Origin of the sequence: Nakamurella leprariae (genome assembly GCF_016918035.1) — a bacterium.
Classification (GTDB): domain Bacteria; phylum Actinomycetota; class Actinomycetes; order Mycobacteriales; family Nakamurellaceae; genus Nakamurella; species Nakamurella leprariae.
Genome location: NZ_JAERWK010000010.1, coordinates 239,515 through 264,047, shown reverse-complemented (window position 1 = coordinate 264,047; position 24,533 = coordinate 239,515). Strand labels below are relative to the sequence as shown.

Sequence of the window (24,533 nt, the reverse complement as noted above, 5' to 3'; positions counted from 1 at the left end):
GCGCGGGCAAGATGTCCGGGTGACCCACCAGGTACCACCGTCGACCGCCGCCCCGATCCCACCGTCACCGCCGGCGACGGACCTCCCGACGACCGACTTCCCGACGACCGGCTTCCCGACGCCCGACGCCCGACCCGCGGCCGGGCACCCGACCGGCCGGACCCACCCCACGGCGGAGGTGCCGGACCTGCTGTTCGACGACGCCGAGGCCGAGCAGCGCTGGCGACGACGGTTCGCCGCCGTCCGGGTGTCGCTGCCGGACCCGGCCCGGGACGCGCCGGACCGGGCGGTGCTGGTCTCCAACGCCGGCGGCCGGTTCGAGCTGGCCTGCTGGGACGTGCGCGGACCCGGGACCGCCGGTGACGTCCGTCCGGCCACCGATCGGCCCGACGGCACCACCTCCGGGACGCTGTCGGCCGACGGCACCACCCTCTGGTGGTTCGACGACGAGGCCGGCAGCGAGTTCGGCCGGTGGCGGGTGCAGCCGTTCGGCAGCCCACCCGGCTCGGACGACGAGCCCGCCCAGCTGGCCGACGTCCCGCCGGGCTACTCGGCCGGACTGGAGGTGGGCCGCTCGGTGGTGCTGGCCGGCTTCGCCGACGACGACGGCACCCGGGTCCACCTGGCCGGCCCGGACGGCGGTCCGGCCCGCCTGGTGTACCGCCACGAGGCCGACGGGTCGGTCGGCGGCCTGTCCGCGGACGAGACACGCTGGGTACTGGCGCATTCCGAGCACGGCGATTCGCGGTACCCGGCCCTGCGGGTGTACCGCACCGAGGGCGAGCCGGAGGTCCTGGCCGAACTGGACGACACCCCCGGACGCGGCCTCACCCCGCTGGAGTTCTCCCCCGTCCCCGGGGATCAGCGGCTCCTGGTCGGGCACGAGCGGCGGGGCCGGGACGAGCTGCTGCTGTGGGACACCGACACGGGCGCCGTCACCGAACTGGCCGTCGACCTGCCCGGCGACCTGGACGCCGGGTTCAGCCGGGACGGCACCGCGCTGATCGTGCTGCACACCCACGCCGGCCGCACCGGACTGTTCCGCTACGTCCTGGACGGCGGCGAACTGGCGGAGCTGCCGGTGTCGCCGGGGGTGGTCAGCAGCGCGCTCGGCCGGCCCGACGGTGCCATCTGGTACCGCTGGTCGGACGCCGGGACCGCCGCCCAGGTGCGGACGCTCGGCCCGGACGGCCGGGACGGGGTGCTGGTCTCGGTCGGCCCGCCGGCGCCGCCGTCCCGGCCCGCGGTCGACCACTGGGTGGACGGCCCCGGTGGCCGCATCCACGCGCTGCTCGGTCTGCCCGAGCCGGCCCCCGAGAGCACCGAAAGCACCGACAGCACCCCGCCCGCGGTCTTCCTGGTCCACGGCGGCCCGGCGGCGGCCGACGAGGATTCCTACGACGCCGAGCGGGCTGTCTGGCTGGACGCCGGGTTCGCCGTCGTGCAGGTGAACTACCGCGGCTCCACCGGGTACGGCTCCCGGTGGCGGGACGCCCTCACCGAGCGGGTCGGGCACGTCGAGCTGGCCGACATCGCCGCGGTGCACGACCATCTCGTCGGCACCGGGGTGATCGACGCCGACCGCTGCGTGCTGGCCGGGGCGTCCTGGGGCGGCTTCCTCACCCTGCTCGGGTTGGGGACCCAGCCGGAGCGCTGGGCGGTGGGCATCGCCGGCGTCCCGGTGGCCGACTACCTGGCCGCGTACCAGGACGAGATGGAACCGCTGCGCGCCTACGACCGGGCCCTGTTCGGCGGCTCGCCGCAGGAGGTGCCCGAGAAGTACCGGGACTCCTCCCCGCTCACCTGGATCGACCGGGTCACCGCCCCGGTGCTGGTGCTGGCCGGTGAGCACGACCCGCGCTGCCCGATCCGGCAGATCGACTCCTACCTCGACGCGCTGGCCGACCGCGGCCGCCGGTACGCGCAGTACCGGTACGAGGCCGGTCACGGGTCCCTGGTGGTGGACGAGCGGCTGCGTCAGGTCCGGTGCGAGATCGCTTTCGCCCGGGCCGAACTCGACCGATCCGCGGGACGGTGACCGGCCGGGAGGGTCCGGCGTCGGGTGGGTCGGCGCCGACTGGATCAGCGCCGGGCGAAGCCGAGCAGCTGCTGGGCCATGACCTCGATGGACCCGGCCACGCCGGACCTGCCGGACGCGGCCTGCGAACTCGACCCGGCCGCAACCGTGGTGGTGCTGGTGACGGAACCGTCGTCACCGAACCGGGTCTCGGCCCCGTTCACGGTGAGTCCGATCGGCGTCGGCCAGCCCCGCAGCGCGTGGGTGACCTGGCGCAGGGTGACCAGGGTGGTGACCGCGGCCTGCCAGCCGTGGGCCACGGCGATCAGCCCGACCGCGCGGCCGTCCAGGTACGGGCGCGCGTCGCGGCGCAGCTCCTCCAGGTAGTCCAGTGCGTTCTTGACCAGGCCGGAGACGGTGCCGTGGTACCCGGGCGAGCTGAGCACCACGGCATCGGCGGTGCGGACGGCCTCCAGGTACGCGCCGGCGTGGCCGGGCAGGGTCGCTCCGGTGTGGTAGGGCGGGAAGTCGATCGCCGTCCCGGTGAAGGCTTGGGTCGTCGCGCCGTGCGCCTCGAGCTCCCGCAGCACCGCCCGCAGCGCGCGCTCGGACTGCGAGCCCGGGTCGACCGATCCGCCGATGCCGACCACCCGCACCGGGCGGGGTTCGACCTGCGGTTCGCTGCTCACCATCTCGGCTCCTCTCCGACTGCGGCCGCCGGACCGGGCGGACGCGTCCGTCGGCGTCCGGTCACCACGCGGCTGGCGACCCTGCTGGTGATCGTGCTCTGCGCGGTGACCGCGGCGTGCACCGGGGCGCCGTCACCGCCGGAGACCGCCGCCGGGACGGCTCCCGGCCGTCCCGCTCCCGCCCCGTCCGCCGACCCCGCCGCCACCCCCTCCGGGGGTCCGGACCGCGCGACCGTCACGTTCGACACCGTGCGGCTGCCCGCCGGGGTCGCCCCGGAGGCGAGCGGACTGGCGGCCGGCGACGGGCCCGGTCAGTGGTTCCTGGTCGACGACGCCACCGGCACCGACGAGGTGGTGGCCGTCTCGGTGCCGGGCGACGGCCCGGCGCAGCTGCTCGGCCGGTACCGGGTCGAGGGCATGGACGCCGGCAACGCCGAGGCGCTCACCCGGGCGCCGTGCGATCCCGGCGCACCCGGCGACTGCCTCTTCGTCGGCGACATCGGCGATCACGTCGGCCGGCCGTCGGTCACCGTGCACCGGCTGCCGGTGCCGACCGTGCCCACCGACGCCGGGGCGGCACCGACCACCATCACCGTGGCGGCCGACGCCTGGGAGTTCACCTATCCGGATCCCGGCACCGTCCGGGACGCCGAGTCGCTGCTCGTCGACCGGGACGGTTCCCTGCTCATCATCGGCAAGCCGGAGTCGGACGACCCGAGGACGGTGCTGCCGCATCCCGTCTGGCGCGGACAGGCCGGCGGCGGCGCCCTCGTGCAGGTCGGTTCGATCACCCCGCCCGGACCGGAGCGGGCCGGGCTGTCGCTGTTCACCGGGACCGTGATCACCGACGCCGCGCTGGTCGGCGACCGGGTGCTGGTGCTGACCTACGACCAGGTGCTGGAGTACACGCCGCCGTCCCCGGAGGCACCGATCGCCGGGGTCGGCGACTGGCCGTGGCGGCGGCTGCCCACGCCCGACCTGGTCCAGGCCGAGGCGATCAGCGGGCCGGCCGGCGGCGGCTGCGGCCTCGCCGTCGCCTCCGAGGCCGGGCCGCTGTCGGACACCGCGACGCTGGCCGTCGGTACCTGCCGCTGACCCCCGGCCGGGCCGGTGCGGCGCGGGATCAGGCCGGCAGGTCCAGCGCCTCGGCGAGCGTCTCCAGGTCCCGCTCGAACCGCTCGTCCGGACCCAGGATCTGGACGGTGACGTGATCGGCGCCCGCGGCCAGGTGCTCGTCGAGCTTCGCCACCACGGCCTCCGGCGTGCCCCAGGCGACCAGCGCGTCGATGAGCGCATCGGAACCGCCGTCGGCGATGTCGGCGTCCGTCCATCCCAACCGCTTGAGGTTCGACACGTAGTTGACCAGGTGGAGGTAGGGCCGGTCGACCTTCGGCCGGCCGATGGCCCGGGCCGCGGCGGCGTCGGACTCGAGCACCACCTTGTGCTCGGGGGCCAGCAGCGCCTTCGGGCCCAGCTCCTCGCGTGCCACCCGGGTGTGCTCCGGCGGGGTCAGGTACGGGTGGGCGCCGCGGGTGCGGTCCCGGGCCAGCCGCAGCACCCGAGGCCCGAGCGCGGCCAGCGCCCGGTGCTCGACCGGCACGCCCTGATCGTCGAGCACGTCGAGGTAGTCGACCAGCGAGTCGTACGGCTTGCGGTACTGCTTGACGGCCTCGGGGTGGCCGATGCCGATGCCGAGCAGGAACCGACCCGGGAAGTTCCGCTCCAGTCGGTGGTAGGCGGCCGCGGCGTCCTCGGCGGGGGTCTGCCAGACGTTCACGATGCCGGTCGCCACCACCAGCCGTTCCGTCGCCTCCAGCAGGCCGGCCACCTCGGCCAGCGCCGCCGCGTCCGGCGAACCGCCCAGCCACACCGCCCGGAAGCCCGCCGCCTCGATCCGCTTCGCCAGCGCGGGATCCACCTGCGCTGCGCCGCGCCAGAGTCCGTACCGTCCGAGATCACCCAGGGGCGTCGTCATGGGCGCGGACGGTACCGGCCCGGTCCCCGGGGCCCGCCGGCGGCCGGTCAGATCTCCAGCAGTTCCACCGGCACGCAGGGTCGCCCACCGAACCGCGGGGCGAAGGCGCGGGCCATGCCCCGCAGCATCTGCTCGACGTCCGGCACGGCCGGGCCCAGACCCTCCAGGTACTTGCGGTGGGCCTGCAGCGAGGCCACGCCGCGGTCGAGGGTGTCGCCGACCGGCACGGCGTGCGTCGAGCGCTCGGTCGCCCCGATCAGCACGTACCGGACCTTCCAGGGCGGTAGGCCCTCGGCGATCTGGTCGGTGAACACCCACCGGTTGGCAGCGTCCCGCACCGCGTCCACGCAGGCCAGCCCGACGGCCCGGTGGTCGGGGTGGTCGACCCCGCCCCACGGCGGCCGCACGTCCAGGCCGGCGGTCAGCACCACGTCCGGCCGGTGCGTGCGGATGGCCCGGGCGATGTCCCGGCGCAGCGGCAGGCCGTACTCGATGACGCCGTCGGCGTGCCCGAGGAAGTCGACCGTGTCGACGCCGACGAGGGCGGCGCCGTCGAGCTCCTCCTGCTCCCGCAGCGGGCCGCAGACGGCCGGATCCATCGAGCCGATGCCCGCCTCCCCGGAGCTGACCATCGCGTAGGTCACGCGCTTGCCGGCGTCGGTCCAGGTGGCCACGGCGGCGGCCACCCCGTACTCGAGGTCGTCCGGGTGGGCGGCGACGCACAGGGCGCTGGTCCAGTCGTCGGGCAGCTCGGCGTACGCCGGACCCTGCCCGAGGGCGGCGAGCATGCCGGGCGGCAGGCCGCCGTCGCCGCCGTCCTGCACCGCGACGGCAGAGCTTCCATCAGAGGAGCCGGTCGGGACCGTGGTGGGCTCAGTCATGCGCCCAGTCTTCTCGGGCGCACAAGAGGCGGCCCCGGGGCGGGGCACGGCAGCCGAGGCCCTGCGGATGCGTCGTCCCGGACCGCGGGACTGGTTGACTCCCCGGCATGAGCGCCGCAGACACCGCGACCACCTCGGAGCCGGACCGGCCGTCCGACCGGGAGCCCGACGTCGACCCGGGCACGGACCCGCTGCCCGCACCGCTCACCGTGGACCAGGCCGCCACACTGTGGGAGGTCGAGCCGGGCTACCTGAACTCGGCGTCCTACGGCCCGCCGCCCCGTCCGGCCTGGACGGCGCTGCAGGAGGCGCTCGAACAGTGGCGTCACGCCCGAACCTCGTGGGAGGGCTGGGCCACCGCAGTGGACACCTCCCGGGTGCTGTTCGCCGAGCTGGTCGGCGTGGACGCCTCCCACGTGGCCACCGGCGTGTCGGTGTCGCAGTTGCTGGCCCCGGCCGCGGCGGCCGTGCCGGACGGCGCGACCGTGCTGGTGCCCGACGTCGAGTTCACCTCGAACGTCTTCCCGTGGGCGGTGCACGCCGGCCGTGGGGTCACCGTGCGCAGCGCCCCGGCGGACCGGCTGGCCGATGCCATCACCGAGGACGTCGACGTGGTCGCCTGTTCGGCCGTGCAGTCGGCCACCGGTCAGGTCACCGACCTGGCCGCGGTGTCCGCCGCGGCACGTGCGGTGGGTGCACTCACCGTGGTGGACAGCACCCAGGCCACCGGCTGGCTGCCGCTCGACCCGGACGCCGCCGACCTGCTGGTGTGTGGGGCCTACAAGTGGCTGTGCAGCCCCCGCGGCACCGCCTTCCTGGTCCACCACCCCACCCTGGCCGACCGTCACCCGGCCTTCGCGGACCGCCTGCTGCCGCTGGCCGCGGGCTGGTTCGCGGGCGCGGACGTGCACGACTCGTACTACGGGCTGCCGCTGCGGCTGGCGCAGGACGCCCGCCGGTTCGACATCTCGCCGGCCTGGCACAGCTGGGTCGGCACCGCGCCGGCGCTCCGGGTGCTGGCCGACGTGGGCCCGGTGGCGATCGGCCGGCACGACGTGGCCCTGGCCAACGAGTTCCTGGCCGGTCTGGACCGGCCGCCGTCGGACTCGGCCATCGTCAGCGTGCCCGCCGACCCGGCCGCAGTGGCCCGGCTGACCGCGGCCGGCGTCCGGTTCGGCATGCGTGCCGGGCAGGTCCGGGTGGCGTTCCACCTGTACACGACCAGCCAGGACGTCGAGCTGGCCGTGCGGGCCCTGCGGGGTTGATCGGCGCGGCTGACCGGGCCCGGGTTTGCCGCGGGCCGGGAGCGGGCACTGGTCCGTGACGCGACGAGAGGAGCACCTCATGGCCACCACCGGCCGGGACGACATCAACAAGACCGGGAAGACCGACGACCACAGCACCGGCGACAGCCGAGAGCCGTACTCCGACCAGGGCGGACCCGAGGGCAGGCACGCACAGACCCACGACGTGGCCCGCGAGGAGGCGACCAACTCGACCAAGCAGGTCGACGAGCCGGACGAGTTCGCCAACGACCTCTGACGAGCGAGCGCCGGAGCGGCCGGTCGTCGTCCGGGTCGTGGTCGGCGCCCGCGCGCGACTCCGCCGGCCGCTCAGGCGTCCTGCACGTCCGAGATGACGTACCGCCGCACGTCGGCGTCCAGCACGCGTGCGGTGGTCCCGGCGTCCGGACTCATCGGTGGTCCCGACCCATCGGCGATCCGGACCCGTCGGCGACCAGGTCAGGTCCGGTCCTGCGGCGACGACCGGTCCGGCCCGGCCTCCTCGGCCAAGGCCTGCGTGGTGTTCCCGCCGTCCAGCGACTCCCGGATGATGTCGGCGTGCCCGGCGTGGTGGGCGGTATCGCGCAACAGGTGCAGGACGATGTGCCGGGCCGACCACCACTGACGCTCGGGTGCCCAGGGCGCGGTGGGCAGCGGGAGCGGGGGTCGGCGTGGAGAGGTCGGTCATGGCGGCATCCTCTTCGGGTCGCCGGCTGGACACGCAGGACGCTCGGGAGCTCACCGGACAGCTCCGGTCCGCTGCGCCGCCGTCGGATCGGTCAGCTCGGATCCCGCAGGAACGCCGGATCGGGCAGGTGGATCCAGCCCTCACGGCGGGCCCGATCGCGCTCCCCCACGGCCGGACCGGCGCTGCGGCCGACCTGCACGGCCCGGGCGACCAGCGCAGCGACCACCGCGTCGAACGCGTCGTGACGACGGCGGAGCACCGGCTCGGTGCCGGCCAGATCGAGCCACGGCGCCGCCGCCCGGAGCCGATCGACCAGTACGCCCAGCACGGCCGGATCGGTCTTCGGACCGCGGCGGGCCGGCAGCAGGTCCCACCGCCGCAGTGACGCCGCCGGGTAGACCTCCGCCACTGCCGAGTCGATGCCGTCGGGCGAGACCGGCACTCCGGCGGCCTGCAGCCGGGCCAGCAACCCGGCCGCCCGCATGGCCGGATGGGCGATGAGATCGGCCGACACGCTCAGCGGCCGACGCCCGGTCACCTCGTGCACCACCTCGTCGGTCCGGCGGAACGTCAACCGCCGCCGGGCGTCCCGGTCGACGGCCACGGACGGCTCGACCGTGCCGGACCGGATCGCCGCCATCAGGTCGACGAACGCATCCGGCCAGCCGAGCGGCACGTCCAGCCCGGTCACGGCCGCGACGCCGACGAGTCGCACCACAGCGTCGTCATCGACGCCCGTCCCGACCGACTCGACCACCGCGGTCACGGCCCCGGGTGATCCGGCCCAGCGGAGCAGCGCCGCGCCGGTCCGCTCCGGTTGCGCCGCGAGATCGATCCCCGCGGTGCGCATCCTCTCGACCGGACCCGACCTAGTCCGCAACATTGGTCGCGGCCCGCGCTCGCTCGTCCCTCGCTCGCGCGACCGCTCAGCCGAGACCCGCGACCAGCTCGGCGATCTGCACCGCGTTCAACGCGGCGCCCTTGCGCAGGTTGTCGTTCGAGATGAACAGGGCCAGTCCGCGGCCGTCCGGCACGCCCGGGTCCTGCCGGATCCGGCCGACGAACGACGGATCGGACCCGGCCGCCTGCACCGGGTTCGGCACGTCGGAGAGCTCCACGCCCGGCGCGCCGGCCAGCAGCTCACGGGCCCGCGCCGGGGTGATCGGCCGATCGAACTCGGCGTTGATCGACAGCGAGTGCCCGGTGAAGACCGGGACGCGCACGCAGGTCCCGGAGACCAGCAGGTCCGGCAGGTGCAGGATCTTGCGGGACTCGTGGCGGAGCTTCTGCTCCTCGTCGGTCTCCTCGGTGCCGTCGTCGACGACCGACCCGGCCATCGGCAGCACGTTGAAGGCGATCGGCGCGACGTACTTCTTCGGCGCCGGGAAGGTGATGGCCGATCCGTCGTGGGTGAGCCGGGCCGGCTCGCCGCCGTCGGCGTACGCCGCGCGGACCTGGCCGTCCAGTTCGTCCACCCCGTCCAGCCCGGAACCCGAGACCGCCTGGTACGTCGAGACGATCAGCCGGCGCAGGCCGGCCTCGTCGTGCAGCGGCCGCAGCACCGGCATGGCCGCCATCGTGGTGCAGTTCGGGTTGGCGATGATGCCGCGGGAGCCGTCCCGGCCGGCCAGGCCGGACTCGACGTCACCCGGGTTGACCTCGGCGACCACCAGCGGGATCTCCGGGTCCTTGCGCCAGGCCGAGGAGTTGTCGATGACGGTGACCCCGGCGGCGGCGAACCGTGGCGCCTGGGCCCGGGAGGTGGTCGCCCCGGCCGAGAACAGGGCCAGGTCCAGCCCGCTCGGGTCGGCGGTGGCCGCGTCCTCGACGACGACGGTGCGATCACGGAACTCCAGCTCGCGACCGGCCGAGCGGGCCGAGGCGAAGAAGCGGATCGAGGCGATCGGGAAGTCCCGCTCGTCCAGGATCCGGCGCATGACCGCGCCGACCTGCCCGGTCGCGCCGACCACCCCGACCCGAAGACCCTGCGCAGCGCCGCTCATCCCGCTCACCGTCCCGTTCCCGCGTAGACCACGGCCTCGTCCCCGCCACCCAGGTCGAACGCCCGGTGCAACGCCTGCACGGCCTTGTCCAGTTCCACGTCGCGGACCAGCACCGAGATGCGGATCTCGGAGGTGGAGATGATGTCGATGTTGACGTCGGCCTCGGCCAGCGCCTCGCAGAAGGTGGCCGTCACGCCCGGGTGCGACCGCATGCCGGCGCCGATCAGCGAGATCTTGCCGACGTGGTCGTTGTAGACGATCTGGTCGAACTCGATCTCGGCCTTCTTGGCCTCCAGCGCCGCGACCGCGCGCGGGCCGTCGTCCTTGGGCAGCGTGAACGTGATGTCGGTGCGGCCCTCGGCGGCCCGGGACACGTTCTGCACCACCATGTCGATGTCGATCTCGGCGTCGGCGATGACGCGGAAGATGCGCCCGGCCACGCCCGGGTGGTCCGGCACCGCGGTCACCGTGACCTTGGCCTCGCCCCGCTCGTGGGCGACGCCGGTGATCAGAGCCTGTTCCACTGCCTGGTCCTCCATGCTGCCGGTGACGATGGTGCCTTCGAGATCGGAGTACGACGAGCGCACGTGCACCGGGACCCCGTACCGGCGGGCGTACTCGACGCAGCGCAGCATCAGCACCTTGGCGCCCGACGCGGCCATCTCGAGCATCTCCTCGTAGGTGATGCTGTCGAGCTTCTGCGCGTCCGGGACGATCCTCGGGTCGGCGGTGAACACGCCGTCGACGTCGGTGTAGATCTCACACACGTCGGCCTCGAGCGCCGCGGCCAGGGCGACGGCGGTGGTGTCCGAACCGCCGCGGCCCAGGGTGGTGATGTCCTTGGTGTCCTGCGAGACGCCCTGGAACCCCGCGACCAGGGCGATCTGCCCGGCGTCCAGCGCCTCGCGGATGCGCCCGGGGGTGACGTCGATGATGCGGGCCTTGCCGTGCACCGAGGTGGTGATGACCCCGGCCTGCGACCCGGTGTACGAGCGGGCCTCGGCGCCCAGGGACTGGATGGCCATGGCGACCAGGGCGTTCGAGATCCGCTCGCCGGAGGTCAGCAGCATGTCCAGCTCGCGGGCCGGCGGCACCGGGGCGACCTGGGAGGCCAGGTCCATCAGCTCGTCGGTGGTGTCGCCCATGGCCGAGACCACCACGACCACGTCGTGACCCTGCTTGCGGGTGGCGACGATCCGTTCGGCGACCCGCTTGATGCGCTCCGCCGTCGCCACCGACGACCCGCCGTACTTCTGCACGACCAGACTCACCGCTGCCCCGCTTCCCATGCCGCCCGCCCGGCCGGTCGCGACCGGGCACCGCGAGCCGGTCCCCGGATCGATGGTCGCGCGGCGCACCGCCGGGACGCGGGCACCGCCGCCACCAGGCGCGGAACACCCACTTCACGGCGCGTCCAGGGTACCGGGAGCCGGGCGTCCCCCGGGTCACCGCGCACCCGCCCCGACGGCGCGCCGGTCAGCCGTCCGGGATCGGCACCCGGTGACCGTCGGCCGCGGACCCGACCCGGATCGCGTGATCACGCTCCCTCCGTCGGGCGCACCGGATGGACCTGCGCCGATGCATCGTGTTGGGTTCGCACGGTGCGCATCCATCGAGGTCATCTCTTCCACGTCGCAGGCCGCCCCACTGTGCAGCAGGCCGCGGATGCGCTGGTCTCGTACCCGGACGGCGCCCTGGTCGTCGGCGACGACGGCCGCATCGCCCACTGCGGCCCGTTCGACGAGGTGCCGGCCGAGTTCGCCGAGGCCGAGGTGGTCGACCACCGGCCGGCCTTCCTGATCCCCGGATTCGTCGACACCCACATCCACTTCCCGCAGACCTTCGCCGGCGACGCCTACGGCGGCGGGCAGCTGCTGGAGTGGCTGAACTCCTGCATCTTCCCGTCCGAGTCCCGGTTCGCCGATCCGTCGTTCGCCCAGCAGGCCGCGGCCGAGTTCGTCCGCCGCCGGATCGCGGCCGGGACCACGGCCGCCATGGTCTTCGGCTCGGCCTTCCCGCACGCCCAGGACGCCCTGTTCGAGCAGACCCGGCAGGCCGGGCTGCGGATGGTCAGCGGCCGGGGGACCCAGACCGTCGGCCCGGACTCGGCCACGGCCCTCATCACCAGCGAGGCCGACGCGATCCGGCTCACCGAGGAGGAGATCCGGCGCTGGCACGGGGCCGACACCGGCGACGCGGCCACCGCGATGCTGCATGTCGCCGTGGTGCCGCGCTTCTCGCTGTCGGTGACCACCGAGACCCTGGCCGCCCTGGGCGAGCTCTACGACGCGGTGCGCGGCGACGGCGTGTACTTCCACTCGCACCTGAACGAGAACAACCGACCGGGCACCGGCGAAATCGACTCGGTGAAGCAGAGCTACCAGGTGGAGACCTACCTGGACACCTACGACGGCAAGTTCCTGCCCGGCTCCGCCGTGGGCGGGAAGAGCCTGCTGGGCCGGCGCAGCATCCTGGCCCACGCGGTCCACTGCACCGACGCGGAACTGGCCCGGATGGCCGAGACCGGCACCTCCATCTCGCACTGCCCGGTCTCCCAGCAGTTCCTGGGCTCCGGCACCATGCCGTGGCGGCGCACCATCGCCTCGGGCGTGAACGTCGCCGCCGGCACCGACTTCGGCGGCGGCGACACCTGGCTCATCTCCGAGGTCATGTCGGACGCCTTCAAGGTGCACATCTCCGAGCCCGGTGACGCGGCCGTCTCGATGCACCCGGCCGAGATGTTGTTCACCGGCACGCTGGCCGGGGCGCGGGCGCTGGACATGGAGGACCGGTTCGGCAACTTCGACGCCGGCAAGGAGGCCGACTTCCTGGTCGTCGACCCCCGGGCGTGGGGGCCGCTGGGCGCCGCGATCGACCACGGGACCCGGTCCGAGGATCCCGACACCGCGCGGGACCAGACGCTCTTCACGCTGCTGATGACCATGCGCGAGCCGGCCATCACCGCGGTGCACGTCCAGGGCCGCCGCCTGGTCGCTCCCTGACGTGCCGGCGCCGGCCGCGCGGGTGGACCACCGCGACGGAGCGCCGGGGTTCGGGCGGTCGGGGTGGCGCTGTTCCACCATGCCCGGACGCCGGGCGGTTCGCGCGTGGGCGCAGCGGGCGCTGGCCGCGGCCGCGGCGCACGACGGGACGCGTGGCCGGACGGGGCGGTCCGCCGGCAGCTGCTGGCCGACGGCCGGGCCGTGGGCGCCGCCCGGTACACGCCCGGATGGTTCCGCCGCTGGCTGGACCCGATCGACGGCGCCGGCCGCCGCACCACGCTCGTCGTGCTGCTCGTCGTGCTGCTCGTCGTGCTGGTGGTCTCCGCGGTGTCGCTGGGGCTCGTCGGGTCGATGCCGTGGCTGCAGTTCTGGGACGACGCAGAGTGAGTCGCCCCAACGGCCCGGTCCTGGCACGGTGGCGCGATGACCACCCGGCATCGGGCAGCGGCCTGCCTGTTGTGCGACCCGACCGCGGCCGACGCCGCCTTCGACCGCGCCCGGATCTGGGAGCGGGACGGCTGGCGGCTGTCCGTGGTGCTGCGAGGCCCGGTGGCGGGCTTCGCCCACCTGGAGCCGGTCCGGCACATCCCGTCGATCGCCGATCTCGACGGTCCGGAGGCCGCCACCTTCGGCCCCGCGCTGGCCGCCGCCACCGCCCTGCTGCGGGACGCCACCGGCGCCGAGCGCACCTACGGGTACCTGTTCGGCGAGCGGGTCGCCCATCTGCACGTCAACCTGGCGCCGGTGCACCCCGGCGGTCCGTTGCGCGGCGGCCCCGGCATGGTCGATCCGGCGGCGGCGGCCCTGGAGGAGGTGGTGCACCGGGCGGTGCTGGCGACGGTGCTCGAGGCCGCCCGGGCACGGGGCTGATCGGCCCGGATCGGGTGCCCGAATTGGGCGCCCGGCGGGGCCGGGCGTACAGTGCAGCCCGTGATCCGCCTCGCAGACGTCGGTCCGGCCGCGCCGGGCCGCGACGGCCTGCTCCTTCGTCGCCGCGACGGGGTCTGATTCCAGACTGGCTCCCCCGCCGCGGGACGTCGTGCTGCCGGTCGCAACCTCCGCCCGGCGAGCCGCATCCACTGGCGACGGCCCCGGGTGTCAACCGAGAAGGACACTCCTGACATGGGCACTCCCACTCCGTCCCGCATCGTCATCCCGAGCGGTCCGGCCCCGGCTGATCAGCCGGCCTGGAACCGCCAGCGCGCGTCGCACATGCCGGTGCAGCGGTACACCCCGTTCGCGCCGATCGACCTGGCCGACCGGACCTGGCCGGACCGGCAGATCACCACGGCCCCGCTGTGGTGCGCGGTCGACCTGCGCGACGGCAACCAGGCGCTGATCGATCCGATGACCCCGGCCCGCAAGCGGCGCATGTTCGACCTGCTGGTGGCCATGGGCTACAAGGAGATCGAGGTCGGCTTCCCGGCGGCCAGCCAGACCGACTTCGACTTCGTCCGCGAGATCATCGAGCAGGACGCCATCCCCGAGGACGTCCGGATCCAGGTGCTGACCCAGGCCCGCCCGGAGCTGATCGCCCGCACGTTCGAGGCGGTCGAGGGCGCGCACTCGGCGGTCGTGCACCTGTACAACTCCACCTCCACGCTGCAGCGCCGGGTCGTCTTCGGCCTGGACAGGAGGGGAATCGCGGGCATTGCCACCAATGGCGCCGAGGAGGTCGCCCGCTGGGCGGAGAAGTACCCGCAGACCGATTGGCGCTTCGAGTACTCCCCCGAGTCCTACACCGGTACCGAGCTGGAGTACGCCGTCGAGGTGTGCAACCAGGTGTCCGCGATCTGGCAGCCCTCCCCGGAGCGGCCGATGATCGTGAACCTGCCGGCCACCGTCGAGATGGCCACGCCGAACATCTACGCCGACTCCATCGAGTGGATGCACCGCAACCTGGAGCGGCGCGACTCGCTGATCCTGTCGCTGCACCCGCACAACGACCGCGGCACCGCGGTCGCCGCGGCCGAGCTGGGGTACCTGGCCGGCGCCGACCGTATCGAGGGCTGCCTGTTCGGCAACGGCGAGCGCACCGGCAACGTCTGCCTGGTCACCCTGGGCCTGAACATGTTCAGCCAGGGCGTCGACCCGCAGATCGACTTCTCCGACATCGACGAGATCCGCCGAACCGTCGAGTACTGCAACCAGCTGGCCGTGCCGGAGCGGCACCCCTACGGCGGTGACCTGGTCTACACGGCGTTCTCGGGGTCGCACCAGGACGCCATCAAGAAGGGCTTCGACCACCTGCAGCGGGACGCCGCCACCGCCGGTGTGCCGGTGGAGGCGTTCACCTGGCAGGTGCCCTACCTGCCGATCGACCCCAAGGACGTCGGCCGCACCTATGAGGCGGTCATCCGGGTCAACTCGCAGTCCGGCAAGGGCGGCGTCGCCTACATCATGAAGACCGAGCACGGCCTGGACCTGCCGCGGCGCATGCAGATCGAGTTCTCCCGCGTCATCCAGGGCGTCACCGACAGCGAGGGCGGCGAGGTCGACCCGGCCGCCATGTGGCGGTACTTCGCCGACGAGTACCTGGAGCGCACCGCGCCGCTGCAGCTGGTCCGGGCCCGGGTCGAGTCCCCCGACGCGCCCGCCGACGGCAGCGAGACCACCGTCTTCGACGAGGTGACCGCCCGGATCGTGCACCAGGGCGAGGAGTCGGTCATCACCGGCGCCGGCAACGGTCCGCTGGCCGCGTTCTGCCAGGCGCTGGGCCAGATCGGGTCCGACGTCCGGGTGCTGGACTACGTGGAGCACGCGCTGTCCGCAGGCGGCGACGCCCGGGCCGCCGCCTACGTCGAGTGCGCCATCGACGGACAAGTGGTCTGGGGCATCGGCATCGACTCGTCGATCACCACCGCCACGCTCAAGGCTGCGGTGTCCGCGGTGAACCGGGCCGCCGCGATGACGTCGGCCATGTCGGCCGCGACGGCGACCGAGCAGGTCTGATCCCGGAGCCCGGGCGGGCCACGCATCGTCGCGCCGGTCCGCCCGGGCCCGGAGCTACGGCCCGGGCGGCGGTGTCAGCTGTACTCGAGCCCCTTGGGCCACACGGCGTTGGCACCGTGCCCTCGGACGTTCTCGATGTTGATCGCGGTCGGGACCAGCTGGCCGGTCTGCGCGATCGGCACGATCGGCAGATCCTTCATGAGCTGCTCCTGCGCAGTGCGGATCAGCTCGATCTGCTCGTCCTGGTCGGACGCGCTGGCCAGCGCACCCACGGCCTCGTCCACCACCGAATTCGAGTAGTGCAGCAGCACCTGGGTGGGCGCGGTCGGGTACAGCAGCTGCAGCGCGTACAGCGAGGCCGGCACCAGCGGCGCGGTCTTGGAGTCGATCCACATCGACATGGTCGCCTCGGTGATCTTGGTCTGATAGGTGCTGGGGTCCAACGCCTCGAGCTGGATGTTCAGACCGGCCTCGGCCAGCGAGCTCTGCATGAGCACGGCGAGGGTCTGCACCAGCGTGTCACCACCCTGGTACTGCAGCACCAGGCCGGCGTCCGCGTACGGCGCCAGCAGCGTCCGCGCCTTGTCCAGATCCCGCTCGTAGACCCAGTACTCGTCGGTGGCGCCGAGCAGGAAGTCGACCAGCACGCTCTTCATCTGCGTGGCCTGACCGCGGTAGACGCTGTTGATGATGTCGTCGAACGGCAACGCGTAGGCGATGCCCTGGTGCAGCTCGACGTCCCCGTAGTGCTCCTGATCGTGGTTGAAGCCCAGGATGACGTTGCCGGTGGTGGCCACCCGGGTCACCTTGGCCATGTCGCTGGCATCCACCTGGTCGACCTGGATCGGGGACAGCCCGTCGATCAGCTGGACCTCGCCGCGCAGCAGCAGCTGCAGCTGGGTGCTGGTCTCCGTGGTCTGACGCCAGGTGATCGTCTTGATCGGCACCTCGGCGTAGTAGTTCGGGTTGGCCTCGAAGACGTTCATCGAACCGTCCGGGGCCGAGCTGGCCAGCGTGTACGGGCCGAACCCGCACGCGTTGGTCTTGATGAACTCCGACCCCCAGGGGTCGTCGCCGGTCACGTGCTTCTTGCCCTCGACCGAGTCCAGGATGGGCACGATGTAGCAGCCCATCAGCAACAGGAAGTAGCTGCGGCCGACCGGGCCGGCCAGGTTCATCACGACGGTGTCGTCGCTGGGCGCCTCGATCTGGCTGATGTCGGTGACCCCGACCCGGTTCAGGAAGATCCCGGCGTACCACTTGAGCGCCAGGTGCCGCTCGAAGGACCACAGCACATCGGCCGAGGTCAGCTTGTTGCCGAACGGGCTGGTCGCCTCGGTGTTCAGCGTGATCGTCCACACCGAGTTGTCATCGTTGGACTCCCACTTGGTGGCCAGCGACGGCATCGGCTCGAAATCGGCCAGGTACTGCTGCGCCTCGGTGGCGTCCGGCGGGGTCGAGGTGTCGAACAGGGTGTCGTACAGCATCTGGTACTGCGAGGTGTTGCCCCGCACGTCCGGGTCGAAGATGGTGCCGCTGGAGGCGGCGGCGACGGTCAGGGTGTCGGAGACGGCAGCAGCCCCGCCCGCGGTCGCCGCGGCACCCGAGGTGCCGCCGACGTTGCCGGCGGGATTGCCGCCGCCACAGGCGGCCAGGAAGGCGCTCGCGCCGCCCGCCGCGAGCAGGGCACCCGCCCCGCGCAGCACGGAACGCCGGGTCAGGGCCCGCAGATTGGACTCCGTGGACGCCTGAGCGTTCAGCGAGGCCAACAGCGCCAGGTCGGGACGGATCTCGGCCATCGCGGCCACCTTCCAAGTCGGTCGCGGCCGTCAGGCCGGCAGGGGTGTGGATCGAGAGGGGTTGCTCCGGTGCGGTGTTCGCGTGCGTCACCGTCCCGGCGGCCCACCGGTCGGGGAGACCGGCGGGCCGCCGGGCAGGCGGGACTGCGGGACGGTCGCGGACGAGTCGGTCAGCTGTACTGCAGACCCTTGGCCCAGGCCAGGTTGGCGCCGTGGCCCTTGATGTTGGTGACGTTGTTCGCGGTCGGCACCAGCCCACCGGTCTGGGCCAGCGGCAGCACAGCCAGGTCCTTCATGATCTGCTCCTGAGCGGTGCGGATCAGCTCGACCTGCTCCTGCGGGTCGAACGAGCTGGCCAGGGCGCCCACGGCCTCGTCCACGATCGGGTTCGAGTAGTGGATGAGCACCTGCGTCGGCTCGCTGGGGAACAGCAGCTGCAGGCCGTACAGCGAGTCCGGCACTAGCGGCGTCGACTGGTTGTCGATCCACATCGACAGCGTGGCCCCGGTCAGCTGCTGCTGGAAGGAAGCGGGATCCATCGCGTTCAGCTCGATCGGCAGGCCGACCGCCTGCAGCGAACTCTGGATGAGCACGGCCAGGGTCTGGATGACCGTGTCGCCGGCCTTGTACTGCAGCACCAGACCGGCGTCGGCGAACGGCGCCAGCAGCTCGCGCGCCCGATCGAGATCCTGCTCGTAGGTCCAGAACTCGTTGGTGGCACCCTGGAAGAAGTCGGGCAGCACGCTCTGCATGGGCGTGGCCAGGCCCTTGTAGACGCTGTCCACGATGTCCCCGAACGGCAGCGCGTAGGCCATGCCCTGATGCAGCGCGACCTCCTTGTAGTTGTCCTGGCTGTTGTTGAACCCGATGAACGTGTAGCCGGTGTTGGCTACCCGGGTGATCTTGGCGGAGTCGCTGTTCTCGACCTCGGCCACCTGGATCGGCGACAGCGAGTCGATCAGCTGGGCCTCCCCGCGCAGCAGCAGCTGCAGCTGGGTGCTGGTCTCCGTGGTCTGACGGAAGGTGACCGTCTGGATCGGCGTCTCGCCGTAGTAGTTCGGGTTCGCCTCGAACACGTTCAGCGCACCGTCCGGGGACGACGACTTGAGCGTGTAGGGGCCGAACCCGCAGGCGTTCTTGCTGATCCAGTCCGAGGCCCACGGATCCTCGGCGGTGACGTGCTGCTGACCCTCGACCGAGTCGAAGATCGGGACGATGAAGCAGCCCATGACCAGCAGGAAATAGGTGCGGCCCACCGGGCCGGCCAGGTTCATCACGAACGTGTCCGGGGTGGGCGCCTCGATCTGGCTGATGTCGGTGACACCGACCCGGTTCAGGAAGATCCCGCCGTACCACTTCATGGCCAGGTGGCGCTCGAAGGTCCACAGGATGTCGGCCGAGGTGAGCTTGTTGCCGTAGGGGCTGGTCGCCTCGGTGTTCAGCGTGATCGTCCAGACCGAGTTGTCCTCGTTCGACTCCCACTTCGTGGCCAGCGCCGGCTGCGGCTCGAAGTCGGCCAGCAACGCCTGCGCCTCGGCCGAGTCCGGCGGGGTGTCGGTGTCGAACAGCGAGTCGTACAGCATCGGGAACTGGAAGTTGCCGGCCGGGAGCTCGGGGTCGAAGACGGTGCCGCCGAGCGAGGTGGAGACGGTGAGCGTGTCGGTCCCCCCGGCGGCACCGCCGGACGCGGCGGCGCTGCCCCCGCTGGACGTCCCACCCCGGTTGCCGGCAGGATTGCCGCCGCAGGCGGCCAGGAAGGCGCTGGCACCACCGAGTGCCAGCGCGGATCCGCCGATGCGGAACAGCGAGCGCCGGTTCAGCGCCTTGACCGTCAGGGCGGTCGACGCCGCGTTGGCCAGCGACGTCAGGTCGTCCTTCATCTCTGCCATGTGAGTTCGCGCGCTCTTTCTCGAGCCGTGCGGGGTGCGCACGGTGGCCGTGACACCGGGCTCCGGGTGGTCCAACGGAACTCCACGGGGTGGTGCCGCGTGCTGGAGGGGGATCACGACGGGACCAGGGGAACCGTCGGGTGATGCGGGGGCTACGACGAGCAGTCTGACAACGTCGATGATGTCGCAGGATTCGTCCTCGTTACCGGACGGTTGCGCCGTCGATCAGGCGGGTCCGGCGAGACGCGTTGTCGCGTCAGAACTCCATGAGGTTGCCACGCAGCGTGGTGGACGAGTACTCCGACCGCGTGGCGCCGATCGCCTGCAGTGCGGGCGCCAGGCCGTCGACCACCTCGGTCAGATACCGGCGGCTGCTGACCCCGGCAATGAGGAATCCGTCACCACCCACGATCTCCATCGTCTCGGCCATCTGCTCGGCCACCGTCTCCGGCGTCCCGACCAGGTCCAGGCAACTGATCGACCAGTTGTTCACCAGCTCACGCAACGTGGACTGGGCGGCACCCACTCGGGCGAACTCGGCCAGGTATCCGGCGTGACCGTTGGTGGTGACCGCCGGCAACGGCTGATCCAGATCGAAGGCGGAGAAATCGATCTCGGTGATGGCGGACAGACTGCCCAGCGCCGCGTCGATGTTCCGGGTGGACCGGGTCCGCTTGGCGGTCGCGGCCCGCTCGGTGTCGCCGAGCACCGGCATGACCACGAACAGCAGCTTGCAGGTCGACGGGTCGCGGCCGATCGCCTCCATCCGCCGGTGCATGTCCACGCGGTAGGCGGCCATCTGCTCGACGCCGTGGATGGACACCAGGATGGTGTCGGCGTGCTTGGCGGCGAAGTCCCGGCCGCGCGGCGAACTGCCGGCCTGGCAGTAGATCGGCTTGCCGTTCGGCGGTGCCAGCGTGTTCAGCGGGCCCCGGCTGCTGTGGTAGCGGCCCTGGAAATCGATCGTGTGCACCTTGGCGGCGTCCACGTAGGTGTTGGTGTCACGGTCCATGACCAGGGCGTCCGGATCCCACGACGCCATCAGCGCGGTGACCAGCTCGACGAATTCCTCGGCGCGGTCGTACCGGTCGTCGTGCTCGGGCAACGTCGGCAGTCCGTAGTTCTGCGCCGCCCGGTCCTCGCTGGAGGTCACCACGTTCCATCCACTGCGCCCGTGGCTGATGTGGTCCAGGGTGACCAGCGTGCGGGCCAGCATCCAGGGCGGCGACAACGTGGTCGACCCGGTGGCGATCAGGCCGATGTGGTCGGTGTACTTGGCCAGCAGCGGCATCAGCATCATCGGGTCGTGCTTCGGCGCGTACAGCGCGTACTTCAGATCGTTCTCCATGGTGCCGCCGTAGGCGTCGGACACCATGGAGGAATCCTCGAACATCACGTAGTCGAACTTGGCCCGCTCCAGGGCGACCAGCATGTCGATCCAGAACGACCCGTCGGCCCATGTGTCGGCCGAATCACCGCTCCACGGCCCGGCCCAGTTGACCGGCTTGAACGAGGTGAAGGCACCCAGGTGAAACATGGTGTGGAAGGCTCCGTTTCCCGGCCGGACAACTGCCGGAGCGGTCGGTGATCGGTGGGTGATCGGTCAGAAGGCCATGAGGTTCTCGCGGAAGGTGCGGTGCTCGTAGCCGTCGCGGATCAGTCCGCGACGACGCAGTTCGGGGCACAGGCCGTCGGCGATCTCGCTGATGTAGCGCCGGTTCGGCTTGCCGGTGATCAGGAAGCCGTCGCCGCCCACCTCCTGCATGGCCTCGCCCATCAGGCCGGCCACGTGATCAGGGGTCCCCACCAGCGGCAGCGAGTTGATCGTCCAGGCGTTGGCGATCTCGCGGAGCGTGCGGGTGTTCCCCTCCCCCAGGCTGAGGAAGTCGGCCAACGTGGACCGGTGCCCGTTGGTGGTCACCGTGGGCACCGGCGCGTCCAGATCGAACGTGGAGAAGTCGTTCTCGGTGAGGGCGGACAGGTGCCCCAGCGCCGCCTCGACCTTGTCCGCCGAGTCAGCAGCCATCGCATCCGCCTTCTCCTGAGCCTCCTGCATCGTCTCGCCCAGCACCGGGGACACGATGAACATGACCTTGACCGAGTCCGGGTCGCCACCGAGGTCCGCGCGCCGAGCGCGGATGTCATCGCGGTAGGCCTTCATCTTCTCCACGCCGTACGCGGAGGCCAACAGCGTGTCGGCGTGCGTCGCAGCGAACTGACGGCCCCGCGGCGAGCCGCCGGCCTGACAGATGACCGGGCGCCCCTGGATGGGCGGCATCGTGTTCAGCGGGCCGCGACTGGCGAAGAACTTGCCGTCGAAGTCCACCGTGTGGACCTTGGTGTGATCCACGAAGGTGCCGGTGGCCGCGTCCTTGACCACCGCGTCCGGCTCCCACGATTCCCAGAGCCGGGTGACCAGGTCGACGTACTCGTCCGCCCGGTCGTACCGGTGGTCGTGCTCGAACAGCGTGTCCATCCCGAAGTTCTGGGCGGCGCGGTCCTCGCTGGAGGTGACGATGTTCCAGCCGACCCGGCCTCCGGTGAGGTGGTCGAGCGTGCTCATCCGCCGGGCCAGCAGGTACGGCGGGTAGAACGTGGTGGAGGCCGTGCCGACGATGCCGATGTGCCGGGTCGCGTCCGCCATGAGCGGGATCAGCGGCATCGGGTCGTGCTTCGGTGCGTACAGTCCGTACTTCAGATCGACCCGGGAACTTCCCTCGTAGCCGTCGGAGACCATCGAGGAGTCCTCGAGCATCAGGTAGTCGAAGCCGCCCCGCTCCAGCGAGCGCGCCATCTCCACGTGCACGCGGCCGTCGGTCCAGGTCGCTCCGTCCGAACCGGTGAAGGTGCCGTTCCAGGCCGGGGAACTGAAGTTGAGGAACCAGGCCAGATGGAAACGCGCGTCGCTCATGAGAACCTCTCTCGCCGGATCGGGCCGGCGGATGACGAAAGGAGGACACAACGGGGACGCGGTCCGGCCGACACCCGCAGGCACCGGCCGGACCGTCCGAGGGGTCAGCGGTAGATGTCGCGGGCCTTGGCCACACCGTCGGCGAGCAGGTTGAACCCTGCGACGGCGACGAGGATGGCCAGGCCCGGGAAGGTGACGGTCCACCACTGCCCGGTGACGATGTTGTCCTTGCCGGACAGGATCATCGAACCCCATTCCGCGGTGGGTGCCTGCACGCCGACGCCCAGGAAGGCCAGGCCGGCGACGGTCAGGATGGCGTAGCCGAGCTGGATGCCCATCTGCACGATGCCCTGGCTCATGATGTTGGGCAGCACGTGCTTGACCAGGGTGCGGATGCGGCTGTTGCCCATCGCCCCGGCGGCCTCGATGTAGCGGTGCTCACGGACGGTGAGCACCTCACCGCGGGCCAGCCGCATGAAGATCGGCGCGTTGATGAACACCAGCGCCCAGATGACGTTGGTCAGGCTGTTGCCGGAGAAGGCGACCATGGCCACGGCCACGATGAGGACCGGGAAGACCTGGATCATGTCGACGATGCGCATCGCCACGTCGTCCACCCAGCGCTTGCGCGAATAGCCGACCAGCATGCCGAGGAAGATGCCCAGCACCGCGGAGATGGCCACGCCGGCGAAGGCGATCCACAGGTCGGTGCGCGCCGCGTAGATGACCCGGATGAAGACGTCGAAGCCGGAGTTGTCGGTGCCGAACGGATGCTCGGCGCTCGGCTCGGCCAGCGGGTTGAGCACGTCCGGCGCCAGCACGTCGAACTTCCAGAACGTCGGCACGATGAAGGCGGCCAGCACCATCAGCGCGATGATCGCGCCGCCGGCCAGCAGCGGGACGTTGCCACTGCGGATGGTCCGCCAGATGGCGCCGGGGATGCGCTGCGGGCGCAGGTCCCGGACGATCTCCCACAGCACCGAGCCGAGCTCGGTCACCGGGGCGAACCGATCGGCCATGGACCGCTTGGGCCGGACCGGCTCCGGATCGACCCGCTCCTCCTCGTCCAGCGCCGCCTCGTCGACCGGACCCGCAGTGATCGGCTCACCGGGGCGGTCGATCGAGACCGGCACGGCCACCGGCAGCTCAGCCTCGGAGCGGGCGGCGCGCCAGGTGAACAGGGTGCGCAGCGGGCGGGTGCGCCCGGTGACCCGGATGCGGGGGTCGACCTTCATCTGGATCAGGTCGATGACCAGGAAGCCGACCATCGCGATGATCCCGGAGACCAGCACGAAGCCGGCGGTGGCGTCGTAGTCGTTGCGCTGGATGGCCTGGGCCGCGTACTGGCCGACACCGCCCCAGCTGAACACGGTCTCGATGAGGATCGCGCCGCCGCAGAGCAGCACGAACAACGTTCCGGTGAAGGTGATGACCGTCGGGATGGACCCGCGGACCGCGTAGCGCCACAGCATCAGTCGGCTCAGGCCGATCGAGGTGCCGAACCGGATGAAGTCCGACTCCAGGGCGACCATCATGGCGCCGCGCATGAGCCGGGCGATCGGCGCCGACAGCAGGATGCCGAGCACCCCGATGGGCAGCACGGCGTGCAGGAACGCGTCGCTGAAGGCGACCCAGTCACCGGTGATGACCGAGTCGACCAGCGCGGCACCGGTGATGTTCTCCGGTCCGGTCGCACTCAGGCTCACCTGGCCGGTGGGTGCGGGCAGCCAGCCGAGCACGAAGAAGAACACATAGATGGCCATGAGGGCGAGCCAGAAGTCCGGCACCGCCAGGGTGAAGAAGGTGACCGCGCTGATCGCGCCGCCGATGGCCTTGCGCTTGGTCCGGGCCGCCCAGGCACCCAGCGGGATGCCGATGACCAGCGCGACCGCGATGGCCAGGATGATCATCTCGAGGGTGGCGGGGAACCGGGCGACCAGATCGTCGAGCACCGGCTCGTTGGTCACCGTCGAGGTGCCGAGGTCACCGCGGAACAGGCCGGTGATGTAGTTCCAGTACTGCACGATCAACGGCTTGTCGAAGCCGTACTCGGCCTCGATGGCGGCGATGGTGGCCGGGTCGGCGGCCTGGCCGGCGATCTGCTTGGCCGGGTTGCCGCCCAGCGCCCGGGTCAGGATGAAGGTGATGGTCACGACGCCGAGCAGGGTGGGGATCATCACCAGCAGCCGCCGCAGAATCATCGGCAGGATGACGGACTGCTTGGCCGGCTTGCCGTCGGGGACGACGGTCGTCGATCCGGGCGGCGTCGGTCCGCTGGGTGGGGGCGCCTGCTCGGGCAGTGTGGTGACCATCGTGGTGGGTGTTCCCTTCACCGGCCCCGGCGGGGCGGACCGGACCGGTCGTTCGGACGGACATGCGTGTCGAGGCCGCGCTGGGCGGCACACCACGCTGCCGTCGTGCCCCGGTGCACGACGGTTCTCGGC

General features: G+C 72.0%; 19 protein-coding genes and 1 pseudogene. 8 read left to right on the top strand and 12 right to left on the bottom strand.

Annotated features, from left to right (window positions below):
- Positions 1-178: 178 nt before the first annotated feature.
- Positions 179-2,038: a S9 family peptidase gene (locus tag JL106_RS08825; protein WP_205260456.1), complete on the top strand. Its 1,860-nt coding sequence runs from the start codon at positions 179-181 to the stop codon at positions 2,036-2,038.
- Positions 2,039-2,082: 44 nt separating this feature from the next.
- On the opposite strand, the gene JL106_RS08820 is transcribed toward JL106_RS08825, so the two are convergent.
- Positions 2,083-2,709, bottom strand: coding sequence for an NADPH-dependent FMN reductase (locus JL106_RS08820; RefSeq protein WP_205260321.1), 627 nt, complete (start codon positions 2,707-2,709; stop codon positions 2,083-2,085).
- A gap of 84 nt (positions 2,710-2,793) precedes the next feature.
- Here JL106_RS08820 and JL106_RS08815 point away from each other — a divergent pair, with 84 nt between their 5' ends.
- Positions 2,794-3,801, top strand: a complete 1,008-nt coding sequence (locus tag JL106_RS08815) for a hypothetical protein (protein ID WP_205260320.1) — start codon at positions 2,794-2,796, stop codon at positions 3,799-3,801.
- A gap of 28 nt (positions 3,802-3,829) precedes the next feature.
- Here the strand turns inward: JL106_RS08815 and JL106_RS08810 are convergent, their stop codons facing one another.
- Positions 3,830-4,681, bottom strand: a complete 852-nt coding sequence (locus JL106_RS08810) for an LLM class F420-dependent oxidoreductase (protein ID WP_205260319.1) — start codon at positions 4,679-4,681, stop codon at positions 3,830-3,832.
- A 47-nt stretch (positions 4,682-4,728) separates the two neighbouring features.
- The gene (locus JL106_RS08805; RefSeq protein WP_205260455.1) at positions 4,729-5,469 is read right to left on the bottom strand and encodes a PIG-L deacetylase family protein; all 741 of its coding nucleotides are present in this window, start codon (positions 5,467-5,469) and stop codon (positions 4,729-4,731) included.
- 200 nt (positions 5,470-5,669) lie between these two features.
- On the opposite strand from JL106_RS08805, the gene JL106_RS08800 reads away from it, so the two are divergent.
- On the top strand, positions 5,670-6,827 hold the full coding sequence (locus tag JL106_RS08800; RefSeq protein ID WP_205260318.1) for an aminotransferase class V-fold PLP-dependent enzyme: 1,158 nt from the start codon (positions 5,670-5,672) through the stop codon (positions 6,825-6,827).
- Positions 6,828-6,906: 79 nt separating this feature from the next.
- Positions 6,907-7,104: a hypothetical protein gene (locus tag JL106_RS08795; RefSeq protein ID WP_205260317.1), complete on the top strand. Its 198-nt coding sequence runs from the start codon at positions 6,907-6,909 to the stop codon at positions 7,102-7,104.
- A 200-nt stretch (positions 7,105-7,304) separates the two neighbouring features.
- Here JL106_RS08795 and JL106_RS08790 read toward each other — a convergent pair.
- The 4 genes and pseudogenes from JL106_RS08790 to JL106_RS08775 all read right to left on the bottom strand — a co-directional run.
- Positions 7,305-7,505: pseudogene (locus JL106_RS08790) on the bottom strand (mycothiol transferase); the annotation flags it as partial.
- 119 nt (positions 7,506-7,624) lie between these two features.
- Positions 7,625-8,383 carry a DUF429 domain-containing protein gene (locus JL106_RS08785; protein ID WP_205260316.1) on the bottom strand — a complete coding sequence of 253 codons (759 nt, stop codon included), beginning with the start codon at positions 8,381-8,383 and terminating at the stop codon, positions 7,625-7,627.
- Positions 8,384-8,459: 76 nt separating this feature from the next.
- Positions 8,460-9,536 carry an aspartate-semialdehyde dehydrogenase gene (locus JL106_RS08780; RefSeq protein ID WP_205260315.1) on the bottom strand — a complete coding sequence of 359 codons (1,077 nt, stop codon included), beginning with the start codon at positions 9,534-9,536 and terminating at the stop codon, positions 8,460-8,462.
- Between the two features lie 5 nt (positions 9,537-9,541).
- Positions 9,542-10,807: an aspartate kinase gene (locus tag JL106_RS08775; protein WP_205260314.1), complete on the bottom strand. Its 1,266-nt coding sequence runs from the start codon at positions 10,805-10,807 to the stop codon at positions 9,542-9,544.
- A 330-nt stretch (positions 10,808-11,137) separates the two neighbouring features.
- Here JL106_RS08775 and JL106_RS08770 point away from each other — a divergent pair, with 330 nt between their 5' ends.
- From JL106_RS08770 to leuA, 4 genes are all read left to right on the top strand, one after another.
- On the top strand, positions 11,138-12,538 hold the full coding sequence (locus JL106_RS08770) for a guanine deaminase (protein ID WP_205260313.1): 1,401 nt from the start codon (positions 11,138-11,140) through the stop codon (positions 12,536-12,538).
- A gap of 105 nt (positions 12,539-12,643) precedes the next feature.
- Complete coding sequence (locus JL106_RS08765; RefSeq protein ID WP_205260312.1) at positions 12,644-12,925, top strand: hypothetical protein; 282 nt, start codon at positions 12,644-12,646, stop codon at positions 12,923-12,925.
- A gap of 36 nt (positions 12,926-12,961) precedes the next feature.
- A complete protein-coding gene (locus tag JL106_RS08760) occupies positions 12,962-13,408 on the top strand; it encodes a hypothetical protein (protein ID WP_205260311.1) in 447 nt (148 codons plus the stop codon).
- Positions 13,409-13,660: 252 nt separating this feature from the next.
- Positions 13,661-15,490 carry a 2-isopropylmalate synthase gene (gene leuA / locus JL106_RS08755; protein WP_205260310.1) on the top strand — a complete coding sequence of 610 codons (1,830 nt, stop codon included), beginning with the start codon at positions 13,661-13,663 and terminating at the stop codon, positions 15,488-15,490.
- A 74-nt stretch (positions 15,491-15,564) separates the two neighbouring features.
- Here leuA and JL106_RS08750 read toward each other — a convergent pair whose 3' ends face one another.
- The 5 genes from JL106_RS08750 to JL106_RS08730 form a co-directional block, all read right to left on the bottom strand.
- Positions 15,565-17,289 (bottom strand): ABC transporter substrate-binding protein, encoded by a 1,725-nt coding sequence (locus tag JL106_RS08750; RefSeq protein WP_205260309.1) that lies wholly within the window; start codon positions 17,287-17,289, stop codon positions 15,565-15,567.
- A gap of 170 nt (positions 17,290-17,459) precedes the next feature.
- Positions 17,460-19,169: an ABC transporter substrate-binding protein gene (locus JL106_RS08745; RefSeq protein WP_205260308.1), complete on the bottom strand. Its 1,710-nt coding sequence runs from the start codon at positions 19,167-19,169 to the stop codon at positions 17,460-17,462.
- Between the two features lie 265 nt (positions 19,170-19,434).
- Positions 19,435-20,715 carry an NtaA/DmoA family FMN-dependent monooxygenase gene (locus JL106_RS08740; protein WP_205260307.1) on the bottom strand — a complete coding sequence of 427 codons (1,281 nt, stop codon included), beginning with the start codon at positions 20,713-20,715 and terminating at the stop codon, positions 19,435-19,437.
- A 66-nt stretch (positions 20,716-20,781) separates the two neighbouring features.
- Complete coding sequence (locus tag JL106_RS08735; protein ID WP_205260306.1) at positions 20,782-22,089, bottom strand: NtaA/DmoA family FMN-dependent monooxygenase; 1,308 nt, start codon at positions 22,087-22,089, stop codon at positions 20,782-20,784.
- Positions 22,090-22,193: 104 nt separating this feature from the next.
- The gene (locus tag JL106_RS08730) at positions 22,194-24,401 is read right to left on the bottom strand and encodes an ABC transporter permease subunit (RefSeq protein WP_205260305.1); all 2,208 of its coding nucleotides are present in this window, start codon (positions 24,399-24,401) and stop codon (positions 22,194-22,196) included.
- Positions 24,402-24,533 lie beyond the last annotated feature (132 nt).